Here is an 18,339-nt window from a genome sequence, read left to right on the forward strand (position 1 = left end):
TGAGTCGCGTCAGCGACCGGTCTTCGGGGCCTTCCAGCGGGCGATGCCGCGGGCCACCAGATTGAGGATCATGACGAAGGCGATCAGGACCAGGGCCGCGGCCCATGCCCGGTCGTAGGAGGCTTCACTACCGACCTTGTACTGCTCCCAAATGTAGAGCGGGAGCGAGGACTGGGCGCCTTCGAAGGGGTTGCCGTTGATGAGCTGGGAGCCGAAGACCAGCAGCATGATCGGGGCGGTCTCGCCGGCGATGCGGGCGACGGCCAGCATCACACCGGTGGAGATACCGCCGATGGCGGTCGGGAGCACGACCTTGAGGATCACGCGCCACTTCGGCACACCGAGGGCGAGGGCGGCCTCGCGCAGCTCGTTCGGGACGAGCTTGAGCATCTCCTCGGTGGAGCGGACCACGACCGGCATCATCAGGATCGACAGGGCCATGGCGCCGGCGAAGCCGGAGGGGCCGAAGCCGAGCATCAGGTTCCAGGTCGTCAGGATGAACAGGCCCGCGACGATGGAGGGGATGCCGGTCATGACGTCGACGAAGAAGGTGACGGACTTGGCGAGGCGGCCCTTGCCGTACTCGACCAGGTACACGGCGGTCAGCAGGCCGATGGGGGCCGCGATCAGCGTGGCGAGGGCGACCTGCTCGATGGTGCCGAGGAGGGCGTGGTAGACGCCGCCGCCCTCGTCGAAGCTGGTCACGCCGTTCATGGAGTGGCTGAGGAAGTTGCCGCTCAGCAGCTTCAGGCCGCGGCTGATCGTGGTCCACATCAGCGAGAGCAGCGGGATGACCGCGAGGACGAAGCAGACCCACACGAGGGAGGTCGCGACGCGGTCCTTGGCCTGACGGCGGTTCTCGATCACCGCGCTGGCGGTGTAGGTGACGGCGACGAAGAGCAGCGCCGCGAGCAGACCCCACTGGATCTTGCTGTCGAGGCCGAAGACGAGGCCGATGCCGCAGCCGAGGGCGACCGAGACGACCGCGACGGCCGCCGGGGCCCAGCGGGGCAGGCCGCCGCGGGTGAGGCCGGCGGGGGCGGCGGACTTGCGGTCCCGGGTGGGGCGCGGGTCCTGGAGTGCGTGGCTCATCAGGCGTTCGCCCCCGAGAAGTCCTTGCGGCGAGCGATGATCAGGCGAGCTGCACCGTTGACCAGCAGGGTGAGCAGGAAGAGGACCAGACCGGAGGCGATCAGCGCGTCGCGGCCGAACTCGTTGGCCTCGTCGAACTTCGCGGCGATGTTCTGCGCGAACGTGCCGCCGCCCGGGTCCAGGATGTGACCGGAGATCAGGAAGCTCGGGGAGAGCACGGTCGCGACGGCCATGGTCTCGCCGAGCGCGCGGCCGAGGCCGAGCATCGAGGCGGAGATGACGCCGGAGCGGCCGAAGGGCAGCACCGACATGCGGATGACCTCCCAGCGGGTCGCGCCGAGGGCCAGGGCGGCCTCCTCGTTCATGCGCGGGACCTGGAGGAAGACCTCACGGCTGACGCTGGTCACGATCGGCAGGATCATGATCGCGAGCAGGATGCCGACGGTGAAGAGCGAACGGGCCACGCCGACCTGGGTCTTGTCGAAGACGTACGTCCAGCCCAGGTACTCGTCGAGCCAGAGGTTCAGGCCGTTCAGCTGAGGGACGAGGAAGAGGGCGCCCCAGATGCCGTAGATGATCGACGGCACGGCGGCCAGCAGGTCGACCGTGTACGCGAGGGGCGCGGCCAGCTTGCGCGGCGCGTAGTGCGAGATGAACAGGGCGATGCCGACAGCGATCGGAACGGCGATGGCCATCGCGACGATCGAGCTGACGACGGTGCCGAAGAGCAGGACGGCGATGCCGAAGACGGGCGGGTTGGCCGACGCGTTCCAGTCGAAGGTGGTGAGGAAGTTCCCCTCGTTCTTCGACAGGGCGATCGAGGCGCGGTAGGTGAGGAAGGCGGCGATCGACGCCATGATCACCAGGAGCAGGATGCCGGAGCCCTTGGAGAGCCCGGCGAAGATCTTGTCACCGGCGCGGCCGGTGGATCCTCCGCTCTTGGCGACAGGCGGAGCCGTGTCTATCTGGGTGGGTGTGGTGGAAGCCATGGTCTTTCCGGTCTGTGTGGGGGGCAGGCCCCCTGGCGGCGGTGCACCGGATTCCCCCGGGTGAAGGGGAAGGGTCCCGGGCCCGGTCCGTCCCCGGACGGGGGAGCGGACCGGACCTGGGGTCAGGATCTAGCCGAGGCCGTTGATGACCTCGCGGACCTTGGTGTTGATCTCGGCCGGGATCGGCGCGTAGCCGTTCTCCAGCAGGACCTTCTGGCCGGCGTCCGAGGCGGCGTAGTTCAGGAAGGACTTCACGGTCGGGAGGGTCTCGGCCTTGTTGCCCTTGTCGCAGACGACCTCGTAGGTCACCAGGACGAGCGGGTAGGCGCCCTCGGCCTTGGTGGTGTAGTCGAGCTTGAGGGCCAGGTCGGAGCCGGTGCCGGCGACCTTGGCGGCGGCGATGGCCTTGGAGGCGTTCTCACCGCTGGCCTTGACCGGGGCGGCGGCACCGGTGTTCAGGTCGACGGTCTTGATGTTCTGCGAGCTGGCGAAGGAGAGCTCGAAGTAGCCGATCGCACCGTCGACCTGCTTGACCTGGGCGGCGACGCTGGAGGAGCCGGAGGCCGACTGACCGCCCGGGGCGGCCCACTTCTTCGCGGCCTCGTACGGCCAGGCGTCACCCGCGGTGGCCTTGAGGTACTTGGTGAGGTTCTCGGTGGTGCCCGAGTCGTCGGACCGGTGGAAGGCCTGGATGGCGGTGGAGGGAAGCGTGACGCCGGGGTTCAGCTTCTTGATCGCCTCGTCGTCCCACTTCTTGATCTTGTCGTTGAAGATGTTGGCGACCGTGGCGGCGTCGAGGTTCAGCTTGTCCACGCCGGCGACGTTGAAGCCGAGGGCGATCGGGCCGCCGACCATCGGGAGGTCGATGCCCTGACCACCGGTGCAGATCTTCTTCGACTCCTCGACCTGCTCCGGCTTCAGCGCCGAGTCGGAGCCGGCGAAACCGACGGTGCCCTGGTTGAAGGCGACGATGCCCTCACCGGAGGAGGAAGACTTGTAGTTCACCTCGACGCCGGAGCAGGCGGCCATGTAGTTCTTGATCCACAGCTCGATCGCGTTCTTCTGCGCGGAGGAGCCGGAGGCCAGGAGCTTGCCCTTGGCGTCGTCGCACTTGATGTCGCCCGCGGCGGCCGCGGAGGGCTTCGCCGAGCCGTCGGCGGTCTTGGTGTTGTCGTCCGAGCCGCACGCCGTGAGGACCAGGGCGCCGGACACGACAAGCGCCCCGAGGGCGGAGGCACGAAGCATGTTCTTGCGCTGAAGCTTCACTTTCGGGTGTTCCTTCCAGAAGCCGCCGGCCGCTTTCTGAATCGGGGCGGCGTGCGAAGAGGACTACGTCGGTTGTGCGCGGCTGAGCTGCTCGACCTCCGGGCGACTCGCTCCGTGCATCACCGAAATTAGGCAGAACAGGTGAAGCAGCCGACCGGGCCGAGTGAACGGATGGTGAACCGTGGCGGACGACCCGGTGCGTCCCCGCCGCGTCGCACACAGCCGTCATCATCCGTTACCCCGACGTTATCGCGACGTGACCGCGGGCTCGGGAAGCCAGAGATGCCGGAACGCGAGACGCGCGGCCTCGACCTCGTGGCGCTGGTCGGCGTGCAGGACACCCAGGGCGTACGCCGTCGCCGGGGCGATGCGCGGGGTGCGGGCCGCCGTCGCCGAGGCGGTCGCCGCCTCGGCCGCGTCCCGGTGGCGGTCCAGGGCCTCGCCCGCGGCCGCCGGGCGGGTCACGTCCTCGCCGAGGGCCTCCCGGGCGTAGCGGTGGACCCGCAGCAGGCGGCGGACCTCGTGCCAGGGCCCGTCGTGGTCCGCGTTGTACGGATGGGCCCCGTCGACCGGGGGCAGGGCCGTGACCGCCGCCGACAGTCGGGTTTCGGCCACGGCCGCCAATGGGACGAGTACCTCCGACACCCGGCCCCGGGCCGCGACCGCGTCCAGCGGGACCTCCGAGGCCAGCACCGCCACCGCGTCCGCCACCGCGTGGAAGCGGGAGGAGCCGAGGGCCTGGAGGGTGGCCGAGTGGGCGCGCGTACGGGCCAGGGTCAGCTGCCGCTCCAGCAGCGCGCCGGCCCGCGCCGAGCCCACCGTCAGCGCGCCGGCCGATCCGCGCGGGGCGGGCAGCTCCGGGGACCCCGACAGTCGGTGCAGGGCGTCCATCAGCCGGGTCAGCCGGGCCGCGTACGCGTGCTCGTCGGCCAGTGTCGAGGACAGCCACACCAGCTCGGTGCGCAGCCCGTCGGCCCAGGTGGACTCGGTCACCACCCGGAAGGTGGCCAGGGATCCGCTGATGCGGCGCGCAGCCCCCCGCAGGCTGCGCGCCGCGGCGCTTCCCTCGGCGGCATCGGCCCCGCTCGCCGTGCTTTCACCGTGGAGGCGCAGCGCGCGCAGGAAAGCGGTGGCCTGGGCGCGCAGGTACGTGCCGAGCACGGCACCTGCGTCCGCCGTCGCCGTGATCGGGTCATGGTTTGGCTGAGCCACGCCGGCGCCTCCGGGCGTCTATGAGCGTCTCCTGTACGTGCCGCAGCGGCTGGCCGTCCGCGTCCGTGCTGTGCCGGGTCCACTCGCCGTCCGGGCCCAGGTGCCAGGAGGAGGTGGCGTCGGACATCCCGGTTTCCAGCATCCGGTCCAGTGCCGCGCGGTGGGCCGGGTCGGCGACCCTGACCAGTGCCTCGATACGGCGGTCGAGGTTGCGGTGCATCATGTCGGCGCTGCCGATCCACACCTCGGGTTCGCCGCCGTTGCCGAAGGCGAAGACCCGGGAGTGTTCCAGGAAGCGGCCGAGGATCGAGCGGACCCGGATGTTGTCCGAGAGCCCGGGGACCCCGGGGCGCACCGCGCAGATGCCGCGCACCCAGATGTCGACGGGCACTCCCGCCTGGGAGGCCCGGTAGAGCGAGTCGATGAGGGCCTCGTCGACGATCGAGTTCATCTTGAGCCGGACGTAGGCGGGGCGGCCGGCCTTGTGGTGGGCGGCCTCCTTGTCGATCCGCGCTATCAGTCCGTCCCGAAGCGAGCGGGGCGCCACCATCAGTCGGCGGTAGGTCTCGCGGCGCGAGTAGCCGGACAGTCGGTTGAAGAGGTCGGAGAGGTCCGCGCCGACCTGCGGGTCGGCGGTGAGCAGGCCGAGGTCCTCGTAGAGCCGGGCGGTCTTGGGGTGGTAGTTGCCGGTGCCCACGTGCGAGTAGCGGCGCAGCTGGTCGCCCTCCTGGCGGACGACGAGCGACAGCTTGCAGTGGGTCTTGAGGCCGACGAGGCCGTAGACGACGTGGCAGCCGGACTCCTCCAGCTTGCGCGCCCACTTGATGTTGGCCTGCTCGTCGAAGCGGGCCTTGATCTCGACGAGTACGAGGACCTGCTTGCCGGAGTCGGCGGCGTCGATCAGGGCGTCCACGATCGGGGAGTCGCCGGAGGTGCGGTAGAGCGTCTGCTTGATGGCGAGGACGTCCGGGTCGGCGGCGGCCTGCTCCAGGAAGGCCTGCACCGAGGTGGAGAAGGAGTCGTACGGGTGGTGCAGCAGGACGTCCCGCTCGCGCAGGGCGGCGAAGATGTCGGGCGCGGACGCGGACTCGACCTCGGCGAGGTCGCGGTGGGTGCCGGCGACGAACTTCGGGTACTTCAGCTCCGGGATGTCCAGCGAGGCGATGCCGAAGAGGGCGGTCAGGTCCAGTGGGCCGGGCAGCGGGTAGACCTCGGAGGCGTTGACCTTCAGTTCCTGGACGAGCAGGTCCAGCACGCCCGGGTCGATGGACTCCTCGACCTCCAGGCGGACGGGCGGGCCGAAGCGGCGCCGCATGAGCTCCTTCTCCAGGGCCTGGAGGAGGTTCTCGGCGTCGTCCTCCTCCACTTCCAGGTCCTCGTTGCGGGTCACTCGGAACATGTGGTGCGCGAGCACCTCCATGCCGGGGAAGAGCTCCTCCAGGTGCGCGGCGATGACGTCCTCCAGCGGGACGTAGCGCTGCGGGGAGGCCTCCAGGAAGCGGGACAGGAGCGGCGGGACCTTGACCCGGGCGAAGTGGCGGTGGCCGCTGACGGGGTTGCGTACGACCACGGCCAGGTTCAGGGAGAGGCCGGAGATGTACGGGAAGGGGTGCGCGGGGTCCACGGCCAGCGGGGTCAGCACGGGGAAGATCTGGTTGCGGAACAGGGTGAAGAGGCGGGCCTGCTCCTTCTCCGTGAGGTCGGGCCAGCGGATCAGGTGGACGCCCTCCTCGGCGAGTGCCGGGGAGATGTCCTGCTGGAAGCAGGCGGCGTGCCGGGCCATGAGCTCGCGCGAGCGCGTCCAGATGAGGTCCAGCACCTCGCGGGGCTGCAGACCGGAGGCCGAACGGGTGGCGACGCCCGTCGCGATGCGCCGCTTGAGGCCGGCCACGCGCACCATGAAGAACTCGTCGAGGTTGCTCGCGAAGATCGCCAGGAAGTTGGCGCGCTCCAGCAGGGGCGTCGTCGGATCCTCGGCGAGCTCCAGCACCCGCTCGTTGAAGGCGAGCCAGCTGCGCTCCCGGTCGAGGAAGCGTCCCGGGGGGAGCTCGTCGTCGCCGTCCTTGTCCTCGTAGGCGTCCAGATCGGCGTCGAGATCGGGTTCGAGGTCGACGTGCGGGCGGTGCGCGGAGATGGACCCTATGCGGGCATGGGCTCCGGTGACGGCCCGGCCGGGGGCGGTGCCGGGGGTGTGAGACGGGTGCTGGGCGGGGACCTCGGTGGGGTCTGCGCTGGGCTGGTGGCTCATGACTCCATTCTTCCGCGCACGCGGGAGGACAGGCACGTCGGAAGAGTCGGCCGTCGGTCGGAGTCGGGGCTGCATTGGGGGAGAGTCGCAAGCGCGTCTGAATGCCTGGTTAATGGCGTGTGGCTTCCCGGGTCCGGCGGGGTGCACGAACCGCCTCCCGGCGGGGTCGCGGGGCCGGTGTGCCCCGGCGTGCGCGGGTGCGGCGCCGTGGCGGGGCGCCGCCCCCGGGCCCCCGCCGGGCGCTGCCCGGACCCGCGCCTCGAACGCCGGCGGGGCCGGCTCGGCCCGGCGGGGCTCGGATCCGGCGGGGCCGGGGGCGGTCAGCTTTCCGTGCGGTACATCAGGTCCACCTCGTGGGTGGTGAAGCCGAGGCCCTCGTACACCGCCAGGGCCGCCGGGTTGTCGGCGTCCACGTAGAGCATGGCCGTCGGCAGGCCCTGGGCCGCCAGGTGGCGCAGGCCGATCGCGGTGAGGGCCTTGCCGAGGCCGCCGCCCTGGGCGCCGGGGCGGACGCCGACCACGTAGACCTCGCCGAGCTGCTCGGCCGCGTGGACCTTCGTCCAGTGGAAGCCGACGAGCTCGCCGTCGCGTTCCGCGAGGAAGAAGCCCTTGGGGTCGAACCACGGCTGCGCGATCCGGTCGTCCAGGTCGCGCTGGGTCAGTGAGCCCTGCTCGGGGTGATGGGCGAAGGCGGCCGCGTTCGCCGCGAGCCAGGCCGCGTCGTCGGCGCCGGGCACGAAGGTCCGTACGGTCACCCCGGGCGGGAACACCGGCTCCGGCAGCGGGGCCCCTTCGGCCAGGGGCCGGCGCAGCTGGCGCAGCTCGCGGAAGAGGGTCAGGCCGAGCACCTGCGCGAGGTGGCGGGCGGCGGACTTGCCGCCGTGCGCCCAGACCCGCAGCCGTTTGCCGGAGGCGGCCAGCAGGGCCGTGCCCATGGCTCGCCCGTGGCCGCGCCCGCGCAGGGCCGGGTGGACGACGAGTTCGGCGGCCGGGGCCTCCACCGGGTCGGTGTCCTCCAGCTGCCCGTAGGCGGAGAGCCGGCCGCCCTCGGTGAGCAGGAAGTGCCGGATCCCCTCGCGCGGCCCCCCGCGCAGCTGGAGCCGGCCCTGTTCGGACACGGCGGTGGTGCCGTCCGTACGTGCCGCGTCCTCGATGAGGTCGAGTACGGCGCTCGCCTGTTCCTCCGTCAACTCGTCGAGGGTCTGAATCTGCCGTCCCGGCTCCAGGGCCGCTGCTGCGTCAGTCATGACACGAGCGTACGACCGCCGTGGGGAGGGGTGGAGTGCGGGCGCGTGGTCGGTGCTTCTTCTGCGCGTAACCAACGCGATACCGCTACCCCCTGGTAGAGCTACGCGCGTTGACCTTAGGCTTCGGCGGACCTCCCAAGTCTTACCGCTGTCACATAAGGGGACTAAATGTCAGCGACGCCACAACGGCACCGCCGAACCCGCCGGTTGACCCTCACCGCTCTCGCCGTCACGGCCGGGGCCGGGGCGATGGTCGCGGCCGCACTTCCGGCCGGTGCCGCGAGTGGTGGCGGTGCGGCCAAGAGCCGGACCGTCGATGTACAGATGCTGTCGTTCAACGACTTCCACGGCACCCTGGAGCCCCCGCAGGGCTCCTCCGGCACCGTGACCGAGCGTCAGGCCGACGGCACCACCAAGGCCATACCCGCGGGTGGTGTCGAGTACCTGGCGACCAGCCTGCGCGAGGCCCGCAAGGGCCACGAGTACTCCGTCACGGCCGCGGCCGGTGACATGATCGGCGGCAGCCCGATGCTGTCCGGGCTCTTCCACGACGAGCCGAGCATCGAGGCGCTGAACAAGATCGGCCTGGACGTCTCCAGCGTCGGCAACCACGAGTTCGACGAGGGCAAGACCGAGCTGCGCCGCATGGGGTACGGCGGCTGCCACCCGGTCGAGGGCTGCTTCGAGTACGGCAAGGACTTCACCGGCGCCGAATTCCAGTACCTCGCGGCCAACGTCACGGACGAGAAGACCAAGCGTCCGCTGATGTCGCCCACCTACATCTGGAAGAAGGGGGACGTGAAGATCGGCTTCATCGGCGTCACCCTGGAGGGCACTCCGGACGTCGTGACCGCCGAGGGGGTCAAGGGCCTCAAGTTCGGCGACGAGGTCGAGACGATCAACAAGTACGCCGCCGAGCTGAACAAGCAGGGCGTGAAGTCGATCGTGGCGCTGATCCACGAGGGCGGCCTGCCCGCCAACGGCGCGTACAACTACGACTGTGACGTCCCGGGCGCCGGCGCCGGCATCTCGGGCGCGATCGTGGACATCGCCAAGAACGTGGACTCCAAGGTCGACGCGCTGGTCACCGGTCACACGCACCAGGCCTACGCCTGCAACATCCCGGACCCGGCGGGCAACCCGCGCACGGTGACCTCGGCCGCCTCCATCGGCCGCCTGTTCACCGACACCACCCTCACCTACGACCGGCAGACCAAGGACATCGTCCGTACGCCGATCACCTCGCCGAAGCCGGTGAACAAGATCGTGGGCCGGGAGCAGCCGAAGGCCCCGGACATGACCGAGCTGATCGACCGTTGGAAGGCGCTGGCGGCCCCGATCGCCAACCGTCCGCAGGGCTTCATCTCGGCCGACATCCCCGGCCGCGGTTCCGAGGCGCCCGAGAAGCCGCTCGGCGACCTGATCGCCGACGCGCAGCTCGAAGCGCTCGCCCCGGCGGACAAGGGCGGCGCGCAGCTGGCCGTCATGAACCCGGGCGGCATCCGCTCGGACCTCGCCTACAAGGCCTCGGGTGACGAGGGCGACGGTGTGGTGACGTACGGCGAGTCCTTCACGGTCCAGCCGTTCACCAACATGATGAACATCGTGGACCTGACCGGCGCGCAGCTGATCACCGCGCTCCAGCAGCAGGTCAGCGGTCCCGTCAACGGGGCGAACCCGAAGATCCTGCAGGTGTCGAAGGGCTTCACCTACACCCTGGACATGACGAAGGCGGGCGCGGACCGCATCGTCGTGGACTCGGTGAAGCTGAACGGCGTGCCGCTCGACCCGGCGAAGACCTACCGGGTCGCGATGAACGAGTTCCTCGCGGGCGGCGGTGACGGCTTCACCGTCCTGAAGGAGCACAAGAACAAGCTCGTGGGCGCGTCCGACCTGGACTGCTTCAACGCCTACCTGACGAAGAACTCCTCGGCGGCGGCCCCGATCACCCCGCCGGCGGCGAACCGGATCACCGTCATCAAGTAACACCGCGTGCGGTGGCCCTGAGGGGCGGTGGGCCATGGGCCCGCCGCCCCTTCGGCATGTCCGGCTCCGTTCGCGTCCCCCTACCGGTCCCCGTCCCGGTCCCCGTCCGGTCTCGGTCCCCGTGCACCCCCGTGCACCCCCGTGGCGCGGGGACCGGCGGGGTCAGAGGGTGGCCAGGAAGGTTCCGACCGCGGTGTGGAAGGCGTCCGGGTCGGTGAACGGCACGAAGTGGTCGCCGGCGAGGGGCGCGTACGAGGTCTTCGGGCGCCGGGCGACCATCGCGTCGGCGACGGGCCGGGTGAGCGCCTGGCTGTCGGTGCCGTGGATCAGCAGGGCCGGGCAGGTGCTCGCCAGCCAGGTGTCCCAGTGGTCGCCGGCGCAGGCGTGGATGGAGTCGAGCATGTCCTGCGGGTGGTAGGCCAGGCGCCATCCGGTGCCGTCGGTCAGGGGGCGCAGTCCGTCGGCGACGAAGGGCGCGGCCGGTCCGGCGGCGGCGAGGAGTTCCTCGCGGGTGGGGGCGGTGAAGGGGAGGCCGTCCAGGAAGTCGAACCAGTTCGGCCCGGTGGGGATGCTGATCTCGACGGTGGCGTCGACGCCGATGAGGGCGGAGATCCGGTCCGGGTGGGTGGCGGCCAGGTGGTAGGCGTTGAGCCCGCCGAGGGAGTAGCCGAGGAGCGGCACCGGGGTGTCGATGCCCAGGTGGTCGAGGAGGGCGACGGCGTCGCGTACGTAGCCCTCGCGGTGGTGATCGGGTGCGCGGTCGGAGTCCCCGTGACCGCGCTGGTCGGGGGCGATGACCCGCCAGGAGTCGCCGAGGGCGGCGGCGAGGCCGGTGAAGGCGAGGGCTTCGGACATGCCGCCGTGCAGGGCGAGGAGCGGGCGGCCGGGGCCACCGAAGTCCAGGTAGGAGAGGGTCCGGTCGTCGATCTTCAGCGCGTGGCGCATGGCTCGTGCCTTCCCGTGGGCCTGTGGATCGTGTCGATGACCGCAGCCTGCCAGGATTTGGGCAAGTGCGCAATACATTCGTCTTGCGCGCTTGCCCAAAAAGCGGCGCGGCTACGATCCCCGCATGGGAAATCGCGAGGACCTGCTGGCCGGAGCCCGGCACTGCCTGGAGGAGAAGGGCTATCTGCGCACGACCGTGCGCGACATCGCCACGGCCTCGGGGGTGAGCATGGCCGCGATCGGCTATCACTTCGGATCCCGGGAGGCCCTGCTCAATCAGGCGCTGTTCGCCGCCATGGAGGAGTGGGCCGCGGGGGCCGGTCGGCTCACCGGCGAGGGGGAGACCGCCGGGGAGCGCTACGCCGACACCTGGGACCGCAAGATCCGCGACTTCGGCGAGATGCGCTGGCTCTGGCTGGCGTCCGTCGAGGCCTTCGTCCACGCGCAGTCCTCGCCCGAGCTGCTCGCGATCCTCGCCGAGGGGCAGCGTCGCAACCGCCGGATGGTGGCAGCGGCCCTGCGCGGGGTGCCGCCGCAGGAGGTCTCCGAGGAGGACGTGCGGGCTCTCGGGTCGATGCACATCGCGCTGCTCAGCGGGGTGATGGTGCAGACCCTGACCGATCCGGAGCAGGCGCCCGACGGGCGCGAACTGCTCCAAGGGCTGCGCTCCATGGTCGAGTTGCTCGAAAGCTGACCCCTACCGACAGGTAGCAAAGCTGACGTGTGCACGCCATAATCCGGCCATCATCGGGTCGGCGAAGGGGCGGACATGGGCATCGGCACGGGCTCGGGTACGGGCGCGGGTACGGGCGCGGGCACGAGCACGGGCGTGGACCGCCGGGCGTTCCTGGTCGGAGCACTGGCCGCGGGCGCGGCCCTCGGACTGGGCGCCGCACCCGCCTCGGCCGCGACGCTCGGCACCCAGGACTGGATGTCCGGCCTCGGCGACTCCACGGCCCTCCAGCGGATGACGATCCCGGGCACCCACGACTCCGGCGCCACCAAGGGCGGCCTCTACGTCGCCTGCCAGAACACCTCGATCGCCCAGCAGCTCGACTCCGGGATCCGCTTCCTCGACGTCCGCTGCCGGGTCACCGGCGGCTCCTTCGCCATCCACCACGGGTCCTTCTTCCAGGACCTGATGTTCGGGGACGTCCTCGTCGCCTGCTGGAACTTCCTCGCCGCGCACCCCGGCGAGACGGTCCTGATGCGCGTCAAGCAGGAGTACTCCGGGGAGAGCGACGCCACCTTCCGCGCCGTCTTCGACGACTACCTGAACAACCGCGGCTGGCGGCCCCTGTTCCGGATCGCCGACTCCCTGCCCACCCTCGGACAGGCCCGCGGCAAGGTGGTCCTGCTCGCCGACAACGCCGGCCTGCCGGGCCTGCGCTACGGCGACGCGGGCGTCTTCGACATCCAGGACGACTACAACACGGAGCCCTTCGCCAAGCGCGGCCGGATCGAGAACCACTTCCGCAAGGCCGTCCAGCAGCCCGGCAAGCTCTTCGTCAACTACGTCAGCACCGCCGCCTACATGCCCCCGCGCTGGAACTCCGACCGCCTGAACCCGCAGGTCCACGGCTTCGTCGACGGCGGGGAGATGGCCGGCCGGACCGGGCTCGGCATCGTCCCCATGGACTTCCCGAACACCCGCTCCGGCCTGGTCACCTCACTGATCCGGCACAACTGACGGATCGGACGGCGGCGGCGTCGGCGCCCCCGGGATGTGGAGCACCGCCTCCGTGCCCGGGCCCCCGTCGGCCGCCGCCCGCAGCTCGGCGCTGCCGCCCGCACGCGCCGCCGTACGGGCCACGATCGACAGGCCCAGCCCGCTGCCGGGCAGGGCGCGGGCCGACTCGGACCGCCAGAACCGCTCGAAGACGTGCGGCAGGTCCTCGGCCGGGACGCCCGGACCGTGGTCCCGTACGGTCAGCCGGCCCGCCCGCAGCGACACCTCGACGGTGCCGCCCGGCGGGCTGAACTTCACCGCGTTGTCCAGGACGTTCACGATCGCCCGCTCCAGCGCCGCCGCCTCGCCCCGGACGTACCAGGGCCGCAGGTCCGAGTCGAAACGGAGCTCCGGACCCCGCAGCCGGGCCCGGGACAGCGCCGCCCCGGCGATCTCGTGCAGGGCGACCACCCCGAGCGGGCCGGGGGATGCCGCGTCCGGCCGGGACAGCTCCTGAAGGTCGCCGATCAGCGAGGCCAGCTCCGTCATCTGCGCCTTGACCGAGGCCAACAGCTCCCGCCGGTCGTCGGGCGGGATGGCCCGGCCGGTCTCCTCGCTCCGGGCGAGCAGCTCGATGTTGGTGCGCAACGAGGTCAGCGGGGTGCGCAGCTCGTGGCCGGCGTCCGCGATCAGTTGGGCCTGCCGCTCCTGGGAGGAGGCGAGGGCCGCCGTCATCGAGTTGAAGGACCGCGACAGGCGGGCGATCTCGTCGTCCCCCTCGTCGGGGATCCGTACGGTCAGGTCCTCGGTCCGGGCGATGTGCTCGACGGCGTCGGTCAGTTCGTCGACCGGCCGCAGTCCCGTACGGGCCACCCACAGGCCGGCGGCGCCCGCGCCGACGACCCCGATGCCGCAGACCAGGAGCAGCACCCAGGCCAGGGTGGACAGGGGCTTGTCGATGTCGGCGAGCGGCTTGGCCACGGACAGCGCGGCGGGCTGACTGCCCACGAGGGCGGGCTGCGTGTAGACGCGGACCGGGATGCCGTTGGAGGTGGTCGCGTCGTAGAGCACCGGGCCCCGGCGCCGCTGGGCGACCTCCAGGTCGATCGCGGTGACCTTCAGGGTGTTGTTGCCGTCCACCCAGCAGTGCCCACCGTCCTGCAGCACGATCTGCACCTGGGCGCTGAGGTTGTTGGCCGCCTGGTCCGGCAGGGGCGGCCCGGGGACGCAGCGCAGCTTGGCGTAGACCTGGTTGGCCTGGGCCGCGGCGTCGGTGGCGCGCAACGAGCTGTCCAGCTGTTCGCTCAGCTGGGTGCGGACCATCACCCAGGACACCCCCGCCACGCCCGCGACCGCGAGCGCCACCGCCACCGTGACCAGCAGGGCGAGGCGGGAGCGCAGCGGCAGCGCGCGGAATCTGGCCGTAGGGCTCACTCCGGCCCGCTCTCGCCGGCGCGCAGGGCGTAGCCGACCCCGCGCACGGTGTGGACGAGGCGCGGCTCGCCGCCCGCCTCGGTCTTGCGGCGCAGGTACATCACGTACACGTCCAGGGAGTTGGAGCTGGGCTCGAAGTCGAAGCCCCAGACGGTCTTGAGGATCTGCTCGCGGGTCAGGACCTGGCGGGGGTGCGCGAGGAACATCTCCAGCAGGGTGAACTCGGTCCGGGTCAGCTCCACCGGCCGCCCGGCGCGGGTGACCTCACGGGTCGCGAGGTCCATGCGCAGGTCGGCGAAGGTCAGGGCGTCCTCGTGGCTCTCGCCCGCGGCCTGCGGGGCGGCGTAGGAGCTGCGGCGCAGCAGGGCGCGGACCCGGGCGAAGAGCTCGTCCAGTTCGAACGGCTTGACGAGGTAGTCGTCCGCGCCCGCGTCGAGGCCGGTGACGCGGTCGCCGACGGTGTCGCGGGCGGTGAGCATCAGGATCGGCGTCACGCTGCCGGAGGCCCGCAGTCGGCGGGCGGCCGTCAACCCGTCCATCCGGGGCATCTGGATGTCCAGGACGATCAGGTCGGGGGCGTACGAGGCCGCCCGGTCGAGGGCGTCGAGCCCGTCGACGGCCGTCTGCACGGCGTACCCCTCGAAGGCGAGGCTGCGGCGCAGGGCCTCGCGTACGGCCGGTTCGTCGTCGACGACGAGGATCCGCGCTTCGCCTTCGGCGGGGTTCATGGATGGGTCTCCCGGAGGTGGTGGTCGGCCGTGGAGTGCGGCACGGGACGGCGCCTCCAGCCTCGCACGGGTGGGTCAGAAGCTGGTGCCGAAGCCGTCTGCGGCGGAGCCGGAGCCGTAGCCGGAGTCCGTGTCGGTGGAGCCCGCGCCGCCGGGGCCGCCCTTGCGCAGGGAGTCCAGGTCGGCCTTGATCGTGTCGACGGGGATGGCGAAGCCGAGGCCGACGCTGCCGGCGGCCGCGTTGCCGGAGGCGGGGGAGTAGATCGCGGAGGGCATGCCCACGATCCGGCCGTTCATGTCGACGAGGGCGCCGCCGGAGTTGCCCGGGTTGAGGGAGGCGTCCGTCTGGAGGGCCTTGTACGAGGTGGTGTCGGAGCCGGTGTTCCCGTTGAACTGGCGGCCGCCGAAGGAGAACGGCCAGCTGTCCTCGCCCTGCTGCCGGCCCTGCGGGGACTGCTGCTCCGACTTCGGCACCTTCACCTCGCGGTTCAGGGCGGAGACGATGCCGCTGGTGACGGTGCCGGTGAGGCCGTCGGGGGAGCCGATGGCGACGACCTGGTCGCCGACCTTGACGCCGCCGGAGTCGCCGAGCGTGGCGGGCTTCAGCCCGGAGGCGCCCTGGAGCTTGATCAGCGCCAGGTCCTTGGCGGGGTCGGTGCCGACGATCCTGGCCGGGTACTTCTTGCCGTCGCTCATCGTCACCTGGACCTCGGAGGCGCCGCTCACCACGTGGTTGTTGGTGACGATCTCGCCGTCGGCGGTCAGGACGATGCCGGAGCCGGTGCCCTGGCCGGAGCCGGTACGGACGTCGATGCGCACGACCGAGGGGCTGACCTGCTCGGCGACCCCGGCGACGGTGCCGGAGCTGGACCGCGAGACGGTGGTGCCGTCGACGCCGCCGGTGGTGCCGGCCTGCCGGTCCATCAGCTGCTCGACGGCGACCGCCGTGCCGCCGCCGACCAGGGCCGCGGCGAGCGCCACGGCGGCCAGCAGGGCGACGGGCCGCTTGGCGCGGGGCGCGGGGGCGGCGGCGTGGGCGGGACCCTGGGGGCCGCCGCCCCCGTACCCGCCGCCCTCGTACCCGCCGCCTTCGCCTGCGCCGCCCGCGCCCGCCGGGACCGTCTCGCCCCGGATGACCTGCGGCTGCGGCTGGTGCGCCTCGTGCCAACCGGGTGCGGCGGGCGGGTACGAGGGCGGCGGCGGGTAGGCCGCCGCCCCTGCGCCGGCCGCGGGGTACGCGCCGAACGGCGCGTGCGGGGCCGGGCTGTTCTCCTGCGGGTACTCGCCTTCGCGGCGGAAGCTGTCGGTCATGACACAGACTCTGACCGCCGATCATGAGAGCTTCCTGAGTCAGGCCTGAGAAGCCCGACAGAACCGGGTACGAGCGATATGAGGACCGGCCTTGACCCTCGACCTGGTGGAGGTCCCAGAGTCACGGGTGTGGAGAGCGAGATGCACAGCATTGGCGAGATGGGCCGCGACAGCGGGCTGGGCGTGAGCGCGCTGCGCTTCTACGACCGGGCGGGCGTCCTGCCGCCCGCCCGGGTGGATCCGGCGACCGGATACCGCTGGTACGCGCCCGAACAGCTCGACGAGGCCCGGCTGCTGGCCCGGCTGCGGCAGGCGGGGATGCCGCTCGCCGACATCCGGCTGGTGCTGGCGGCCTGGTCCGGCGGGGACACCGGCCTGGTGCCCCGGCTGCTGGACGGGCACCTGCGACGCCTCGAACGCGAGCTCGCCGATGCGCGCGGCGCGCTCTCCGCGGTACGCGCGCGACTCGGACACAAGGAGAACACCATGACGACCACCACCGCCCCCACCACCCGGCTGACCGTGCCCGCCACGGAGTTCGCGGCCGCGCTGGACGCCGTACGCTTCGCCGCCGGGGTCGACCCCGAGCTGCCGGTGCTCGGCGGGATCCACTTCGACGTGGAGGAGGCGGACCTGCACGTCGTGGCCACCGACCGCTACCGGATGGCCGTGGCCCGCGCCTCGACCACCGGCCACGGCGGCGAGCGGCTCCGGGTGACCGTGCCCGCCCCGCTCGTGGACGCCATGCGGGCCCTGCTGACCGACGACCGCCCGGCCGTGCTCACCGTGGACGGGGACGGGATCGAGCTGGAGACGCAGGGCCGCCGCGTCGCCGGGCGGGTCCTGGGCGAGGAGTTCCCCGACTACCGCCGCCTGACCCGGCTTCCCGAGGGCCGCCGCATCCCGCTGGACGTGCCGGCCCTGCGCACGGCACTCGTCGGGCGGAACGGCGAGCGGTGCGCCCTCGTCCTGACCGACACCGTGACCGTCGCCGACGGGGCCGACGAGCCCGCCGCCGGGGACCTGGTCGGGGTCGACCCCGCCTTCCTCCTGGACGCGCTCGCCGTCGGGGACGAGGCCATGCTGCTGGAGTACGTGGGTCCCAAGGCCCCGCTGGTGCTCCTGCGCCCCGACACCGAGGACGCCTACTCCCTGCTGATGCCGTGCACGCTCGACGCGTGACCTGAGCTCAGCGGCAGCCGCAGGAGCGGCGGATCACCAGCGCCGACGGGAACTGCTTCAGCCGTTCCCGTCGGGAGCCGGCCACGCGCAAGCCGTCGTCCAGGACCAGGTCGACGGCCGCGCGGGCCATCGCCGGGCGGTCCGAGGCGATCGTGGTCAACGGCGGGTCGGTGAGGGCGGCTTCCTTGACGTCGTCGAAGCCCGCGACGGCCAGTTCTCCGGGCACGTCGATGCGCAGTTCGCGCGCGGCGCGCAGCACACCGATGGCCTGGTCGTCCGTGGCGCAGAAGATGGCCGTCGGCCGGTCGGGCCGCGCCAGGACCTCCAGGGCGACCGTGTACGCGTCGTAGCGGTTGTACGGGGCCTCGATGAGCCGGCCCTCGACCGAGCGGCCGGCCTCCTGCATGGCCCGCCGCCAGCCCTCGACGTGGTCGGCCACCGGGTCGCCGACGGACGGGGTGTTCTCGACGCCGCCGATGCAGGCCACGTACTCGTGCCCGTGCTCCAGCAGGTGGCGGGTGGCGAGCTGGGCGCCGCCGATGTCGTCGGTGACGACGGCGACGTCGTCGATCGCCTCCGGGCGCTCGTGCAGCAGCACGATCCGGGCGTCCCAGGCCTCGATCTCCGACGCGGCGCGCTCGCTCATGCCCTGACTGACGAGGATCAGACCCGAGACCCGCATGCCGAGGAAGGCGCGCAGGTAGTGGACCTCGCGCTCGTCCCGGTAGTCGGAGTTGCCGACCAGCACCATCTTCCCGCGCTCGGCGGCGGCCTGTTCGACCGCGTGCGCCATCTCCGCGAAGAAGGGCTGCCGGGCGTCCGGGACGATCATGCCTATGAGGTCGGTGCGCCGCGAGGCCATCGCCTGGGCGACCCGGTCCGGGCGGTAGCCCAGGTCCTTGATCGCGGCGAGGACACGCTCGCGCGTGGCCGGGGCGACCGGCCGGGGTCCGTTGTTGATGACGTAGCTCACGACGGCGGTAGACGTACCCGCAAGTCGTGCAACGTCATCCCGCGTCACCTTGGCCAC

The 18,339-nt window shown here is 71.8% G+C and carries 15 protein-coding genes; 4 read left to right on the forward strand and 11 right to left on the reverse strand.

Annotation, left to right across the window (positions count from 1 at the left end; translation table 11 throughout):
- Window positions 1-9: 9 nt before the first annotated feature.
- The 6 genes from pstA to mshD all read right to left on the reverse strand — a co-directional run bounded on the left by pstA (window position 10) and on the right by mshD (window position 8,054).
- Complete coding sequence (pstA, locus tag ACWG52_RS20295) at window positions 10-1,092, reverse strand: phosphate ABC transporter permease PstA (RefSeq protein WP_389816815.1); 1,083 nt, start codon at window positions 1,090-1,092, stop codon at window positions 10-12.
- On the reverse strand, window positions 1,092-2,081 hold the full coding sequence (gene pstC / locus ACWG52_RS20300; protein ID WP_030768174.1) for a phosphate ABC transporter permease subunit PstC: 990 nt from the start codon (window positions 2,079-2,081) through the stop codon (window positions 1,092-1,094). Before pstC ends, pstA begins: the two co-directional genes overlap by 1 nt.
- A gap of 129 nt (window positions 2,082-2,210) precedes the next feature.
- The gene (pstS, locus tag ACWG52_RS20305; RefSeq protein WP_033225921.1) at window positions 2,211-3,347 is read right to left on the reverse strand and encodes a phosphate ABC transporter substrate-binding protein PstS; all 1,137 of its coding nucleotides are present in this window, start codon (window positions 3,345-3,347) and stop codon (window positions 2,211-2,213) included.
- 246 nt (window positions 3,348-3,593) lie between these two features.
- Window positions 3,594-4,559 (reverse strand): CHAD domain-containing protein, encoded by a 966-nt coding sequence (locus ACWG52_RS20310; protein ID WP_389816819.1) that lies wholly within the window; start codon window positions 4,557-4,559, stop codon window positions 3,594-3,596.
- Entirely contained in the window at window positions 4,540-6,807 is a 2,268-nt protein-coding gene (locus ACWG52_RS20315) for an RNA degradosome polyphosphate kinase (RefSeq protein WP_389816822.1), read from the reverse strand. The genes ACWG52_RS20310 and ACWG52_RS20315 overlap by 20 nt, the downstream gene beginning before the upstream one ends.
- A gap of 320 nt (window positions 6,808-7,127) precedes the next feature.
- A complete protein-coding gene (gene mshD / locus ACWG52_RS20320) occupies window positions 7,128-8,054 on the reverse strand; it encodes a mycothiol synthase (protein WP_389816825.1) in 927 nt (308 codons plus the stop codon).
- A gap of 168 nt (window positions 8,055-8,222) precedes the next feature.
- Here mshD and ACWG52_RS20325 point away from each other — a divergent pair, with 168 nt between their 5' ends.
- Complete coding sequence (locus ACWG52_RS20325; protein ID WP_389816829.1) at window positions 8,223-10,040, forward strand: bifunctional metallophosphatase/5'-nucleotidase; 1,818 nt, start codon at window positions 8,223-8,225, stop codon at window positions 10,038-10,040.
- 162 nt (window positions 10,041-10,202) lie between these two features.
- Here the strand turns inward: ACWG52_RS20325 and ACWG52_RS20330 are convergent, their stop codons facing one another.
- Entirely contained in the window at window positions 10,203-10,985 is a 783-nt protein-coding gene (locus ACWG52_RS20330) for an alpha/beta fold hydrolase (protein WP_389816832.1), read from the reverse strand.
- A 124-nt stretch (window positions 10,986-11,109) separates the two neighbouring features.
- Between ACWG52_RS20330 and ACWG52_RS20335 the strand changes: the two genes are divergently transcribed.
- Together ACWG52_RS20335 and ACWG52_RS20340 are read left to right on the forward strand one after the other, a co-directional pair.
- Complete coding sequence (locus ACWG52_RS20335) at window positions 11,110-11,679, forward strand: TetR/AcrR family transcriptional regulator (protein ID WP_033225913.1); 570 nt, start codon at window positions 11,110-11,112, stop codon at window positions 11,677-11,679.
- 75 nt (window positions 11,680-11,754) lie between these two features.
- Window positions 11,755-12,675, forward strand: coding sequence for a phosphatidylinositol-specific phospholipase C (locus ACWG52_RS20340; protein WP_453125522.1), 921 nt, complete (start codon window positions 11,755-11,757; stop codon window positions 12,673-12,675).
- On the opposite strand, the gene ACWG52_RS20345 is transcribed toward ACWG52_RS20340, so the two are convergent.
- The 3 genes from ACWG52_RS20345 to ACWG52_RS20355 form a co-directional block, all read right to left on the reverse strand.
- Complete coding sequence (locus ACWG52_RS20345) at window positions 12,655-14,088, reverse strand: sensor histidine kinase (protein WP_389816837.1); 1,434 nt, start codon at window positions 14,086-14,088, stop codon at window positions 12,655-12,657. The genes ACWG52_RS20340 and ACWG52_RS20345 overlap by 21 nt on opposite strands.
- A complete protein-coding gene (locus ACWG52_RS20350) occupies window positions 14,085-14,816 on the reverse strand; it encodes a response regulator transcription factor (protein ID WP_161294986.1) in 732 nt (243 codons plus the stop codon). The genes ACWG52_RS20345 and ACWG52_RS20350 overlap by 4 nt, the downstream gene beginning before the upstream one ends.
- 75 nt (window positions 14,817-14,891) lie before the next feature.
- Window positions 14,892-16,127, reverse strand: a complete 1,236-nt coding sequence (locus ACWG52_RS20355; protein ID WP_389816842.1) for a S1C family serine protease — start codon at window positions 16,125-16,127, stop codon at window positions 14,892-14,894.
- 141 nt (window positions 16,128-16,268) lie between these two features.
- On the opposite strand from ACWG52_RS20355, the gene ACWG52_RS20360 reads away from it, so the two are divergent.
- Window positions 16,269-17,309, forward strand: a complete 1,041-nt coding sequence (locus tag ACWG52_RS20360; protein ID WP_389816846.1) for a DNA polymerase III subunit beta family protein — start codon at window positions 16,269-16,271, stop codon at window positions 17,307-17,309.
- A gap of 7 nt (window positions 17,310-17,316) precedes the next feature.
- Here the strand turns inward: ACWG52_RS20360 and ACWG52_RS20365 are convergent, their stop codons facing one another.
- Window positions 17,317-18,339, reverse strand: coding sequence for a LacI family DNA-binding transcriptional regulator (locus ACWG52_RS20365; protein ID WP_030728501.1), 1,023 nt, complete (start codon window positions 18,337-18,339; stop codon window positions 17,317-17,319).

This window comes from Streptomyces sp. CLCI03 (assembly GCF_053615355.1).

What these genes read in the sequence shown, in the direction of transcription:
- pstA (WP_389816815.1), bottom strand. Translation starts at nt 1,092, where the DNA reads ATGAGCCACGCACTCCAGGACCCGCGCCCCACCCGGGACCGCAAGTCC.
- pstC (WP_030768174.1), bottom strand. Translation starts at nt 2,081, where the DNA reads ATGGCTTCCACCACACCCACCCAGATAGACACGGCTCCGCCTGTCGCC.
- ACWG52_RS20315 (WP_389816822.1), bottom strand. Translation starts at nt 6,807, where the DNA reads ATGAGCCACCAGCCCAGCGCAGACCCCACCGAGGTCCCCGCCCAGCAC.
- mshD (WP_389816825.1), bottom strand. Translation starts at nt 8,054, where the DNA reads ATGACTGACGCAGCAGCGGCCCTGGAGCCGGGACGGCAGATTCAGACC.
- ACWG52_RS20325 (WP_389816829.1), top strand. Translation starts at nt 8,223, where the DNA reads ATGTCAGCGACGCCACAACGGCACCGCCGAACCCGCCGGTTGACCCTC.
- ACWG52_RS20330 (WP_389816832.1), bottom strand. Translation starts at nt 10,985, where the DNA reads ATGCGCCACGCGCTGAAGATCGACGACCGGACCCTCTCCTACCTGGAC.
- ACWG52_RS20335 (WP_033225913.1), top strand. Translation starts at nt 11,110, where the DNA reads ATGGGAAATCGCGAGGACCTGCTGGCCGGAGCCCGGCACTGCCTGGAG.
- ACWG52_RS20340 (WP_453125522.1), top strand. Translation starts at nt 11,755, where the DNA reads ATGGGCATCGGCACGGGCTCGGGTACGGGCGCGGGTACGGGCGCGGGC.
- ACWG52_RS20350 (WP_161294986.1), bottom strand. Translation starts at nt 14,816, where the DNA reads ATGAACCCCGCCGAAGGCGAAGCGCGGATCCTCGTCGTCGACGACGAA.
- ACWG52_RS20355 (WP_389816842.1), bottom strand. Translation starts at nt 16,127, where the DNA reads ATGACCGACAGCTTCCGCCGCGAAGGCGAGTACCCGCAGGAGAACAGC.
- ACWG52_RS20360 (WP_389816846.1), top strand. Translation starts at nt 16,269, where the DNA reads ATGCACAGCATTGGCGAGATGGGCCGCGACAGCGGGCTGGGCGTGAGC.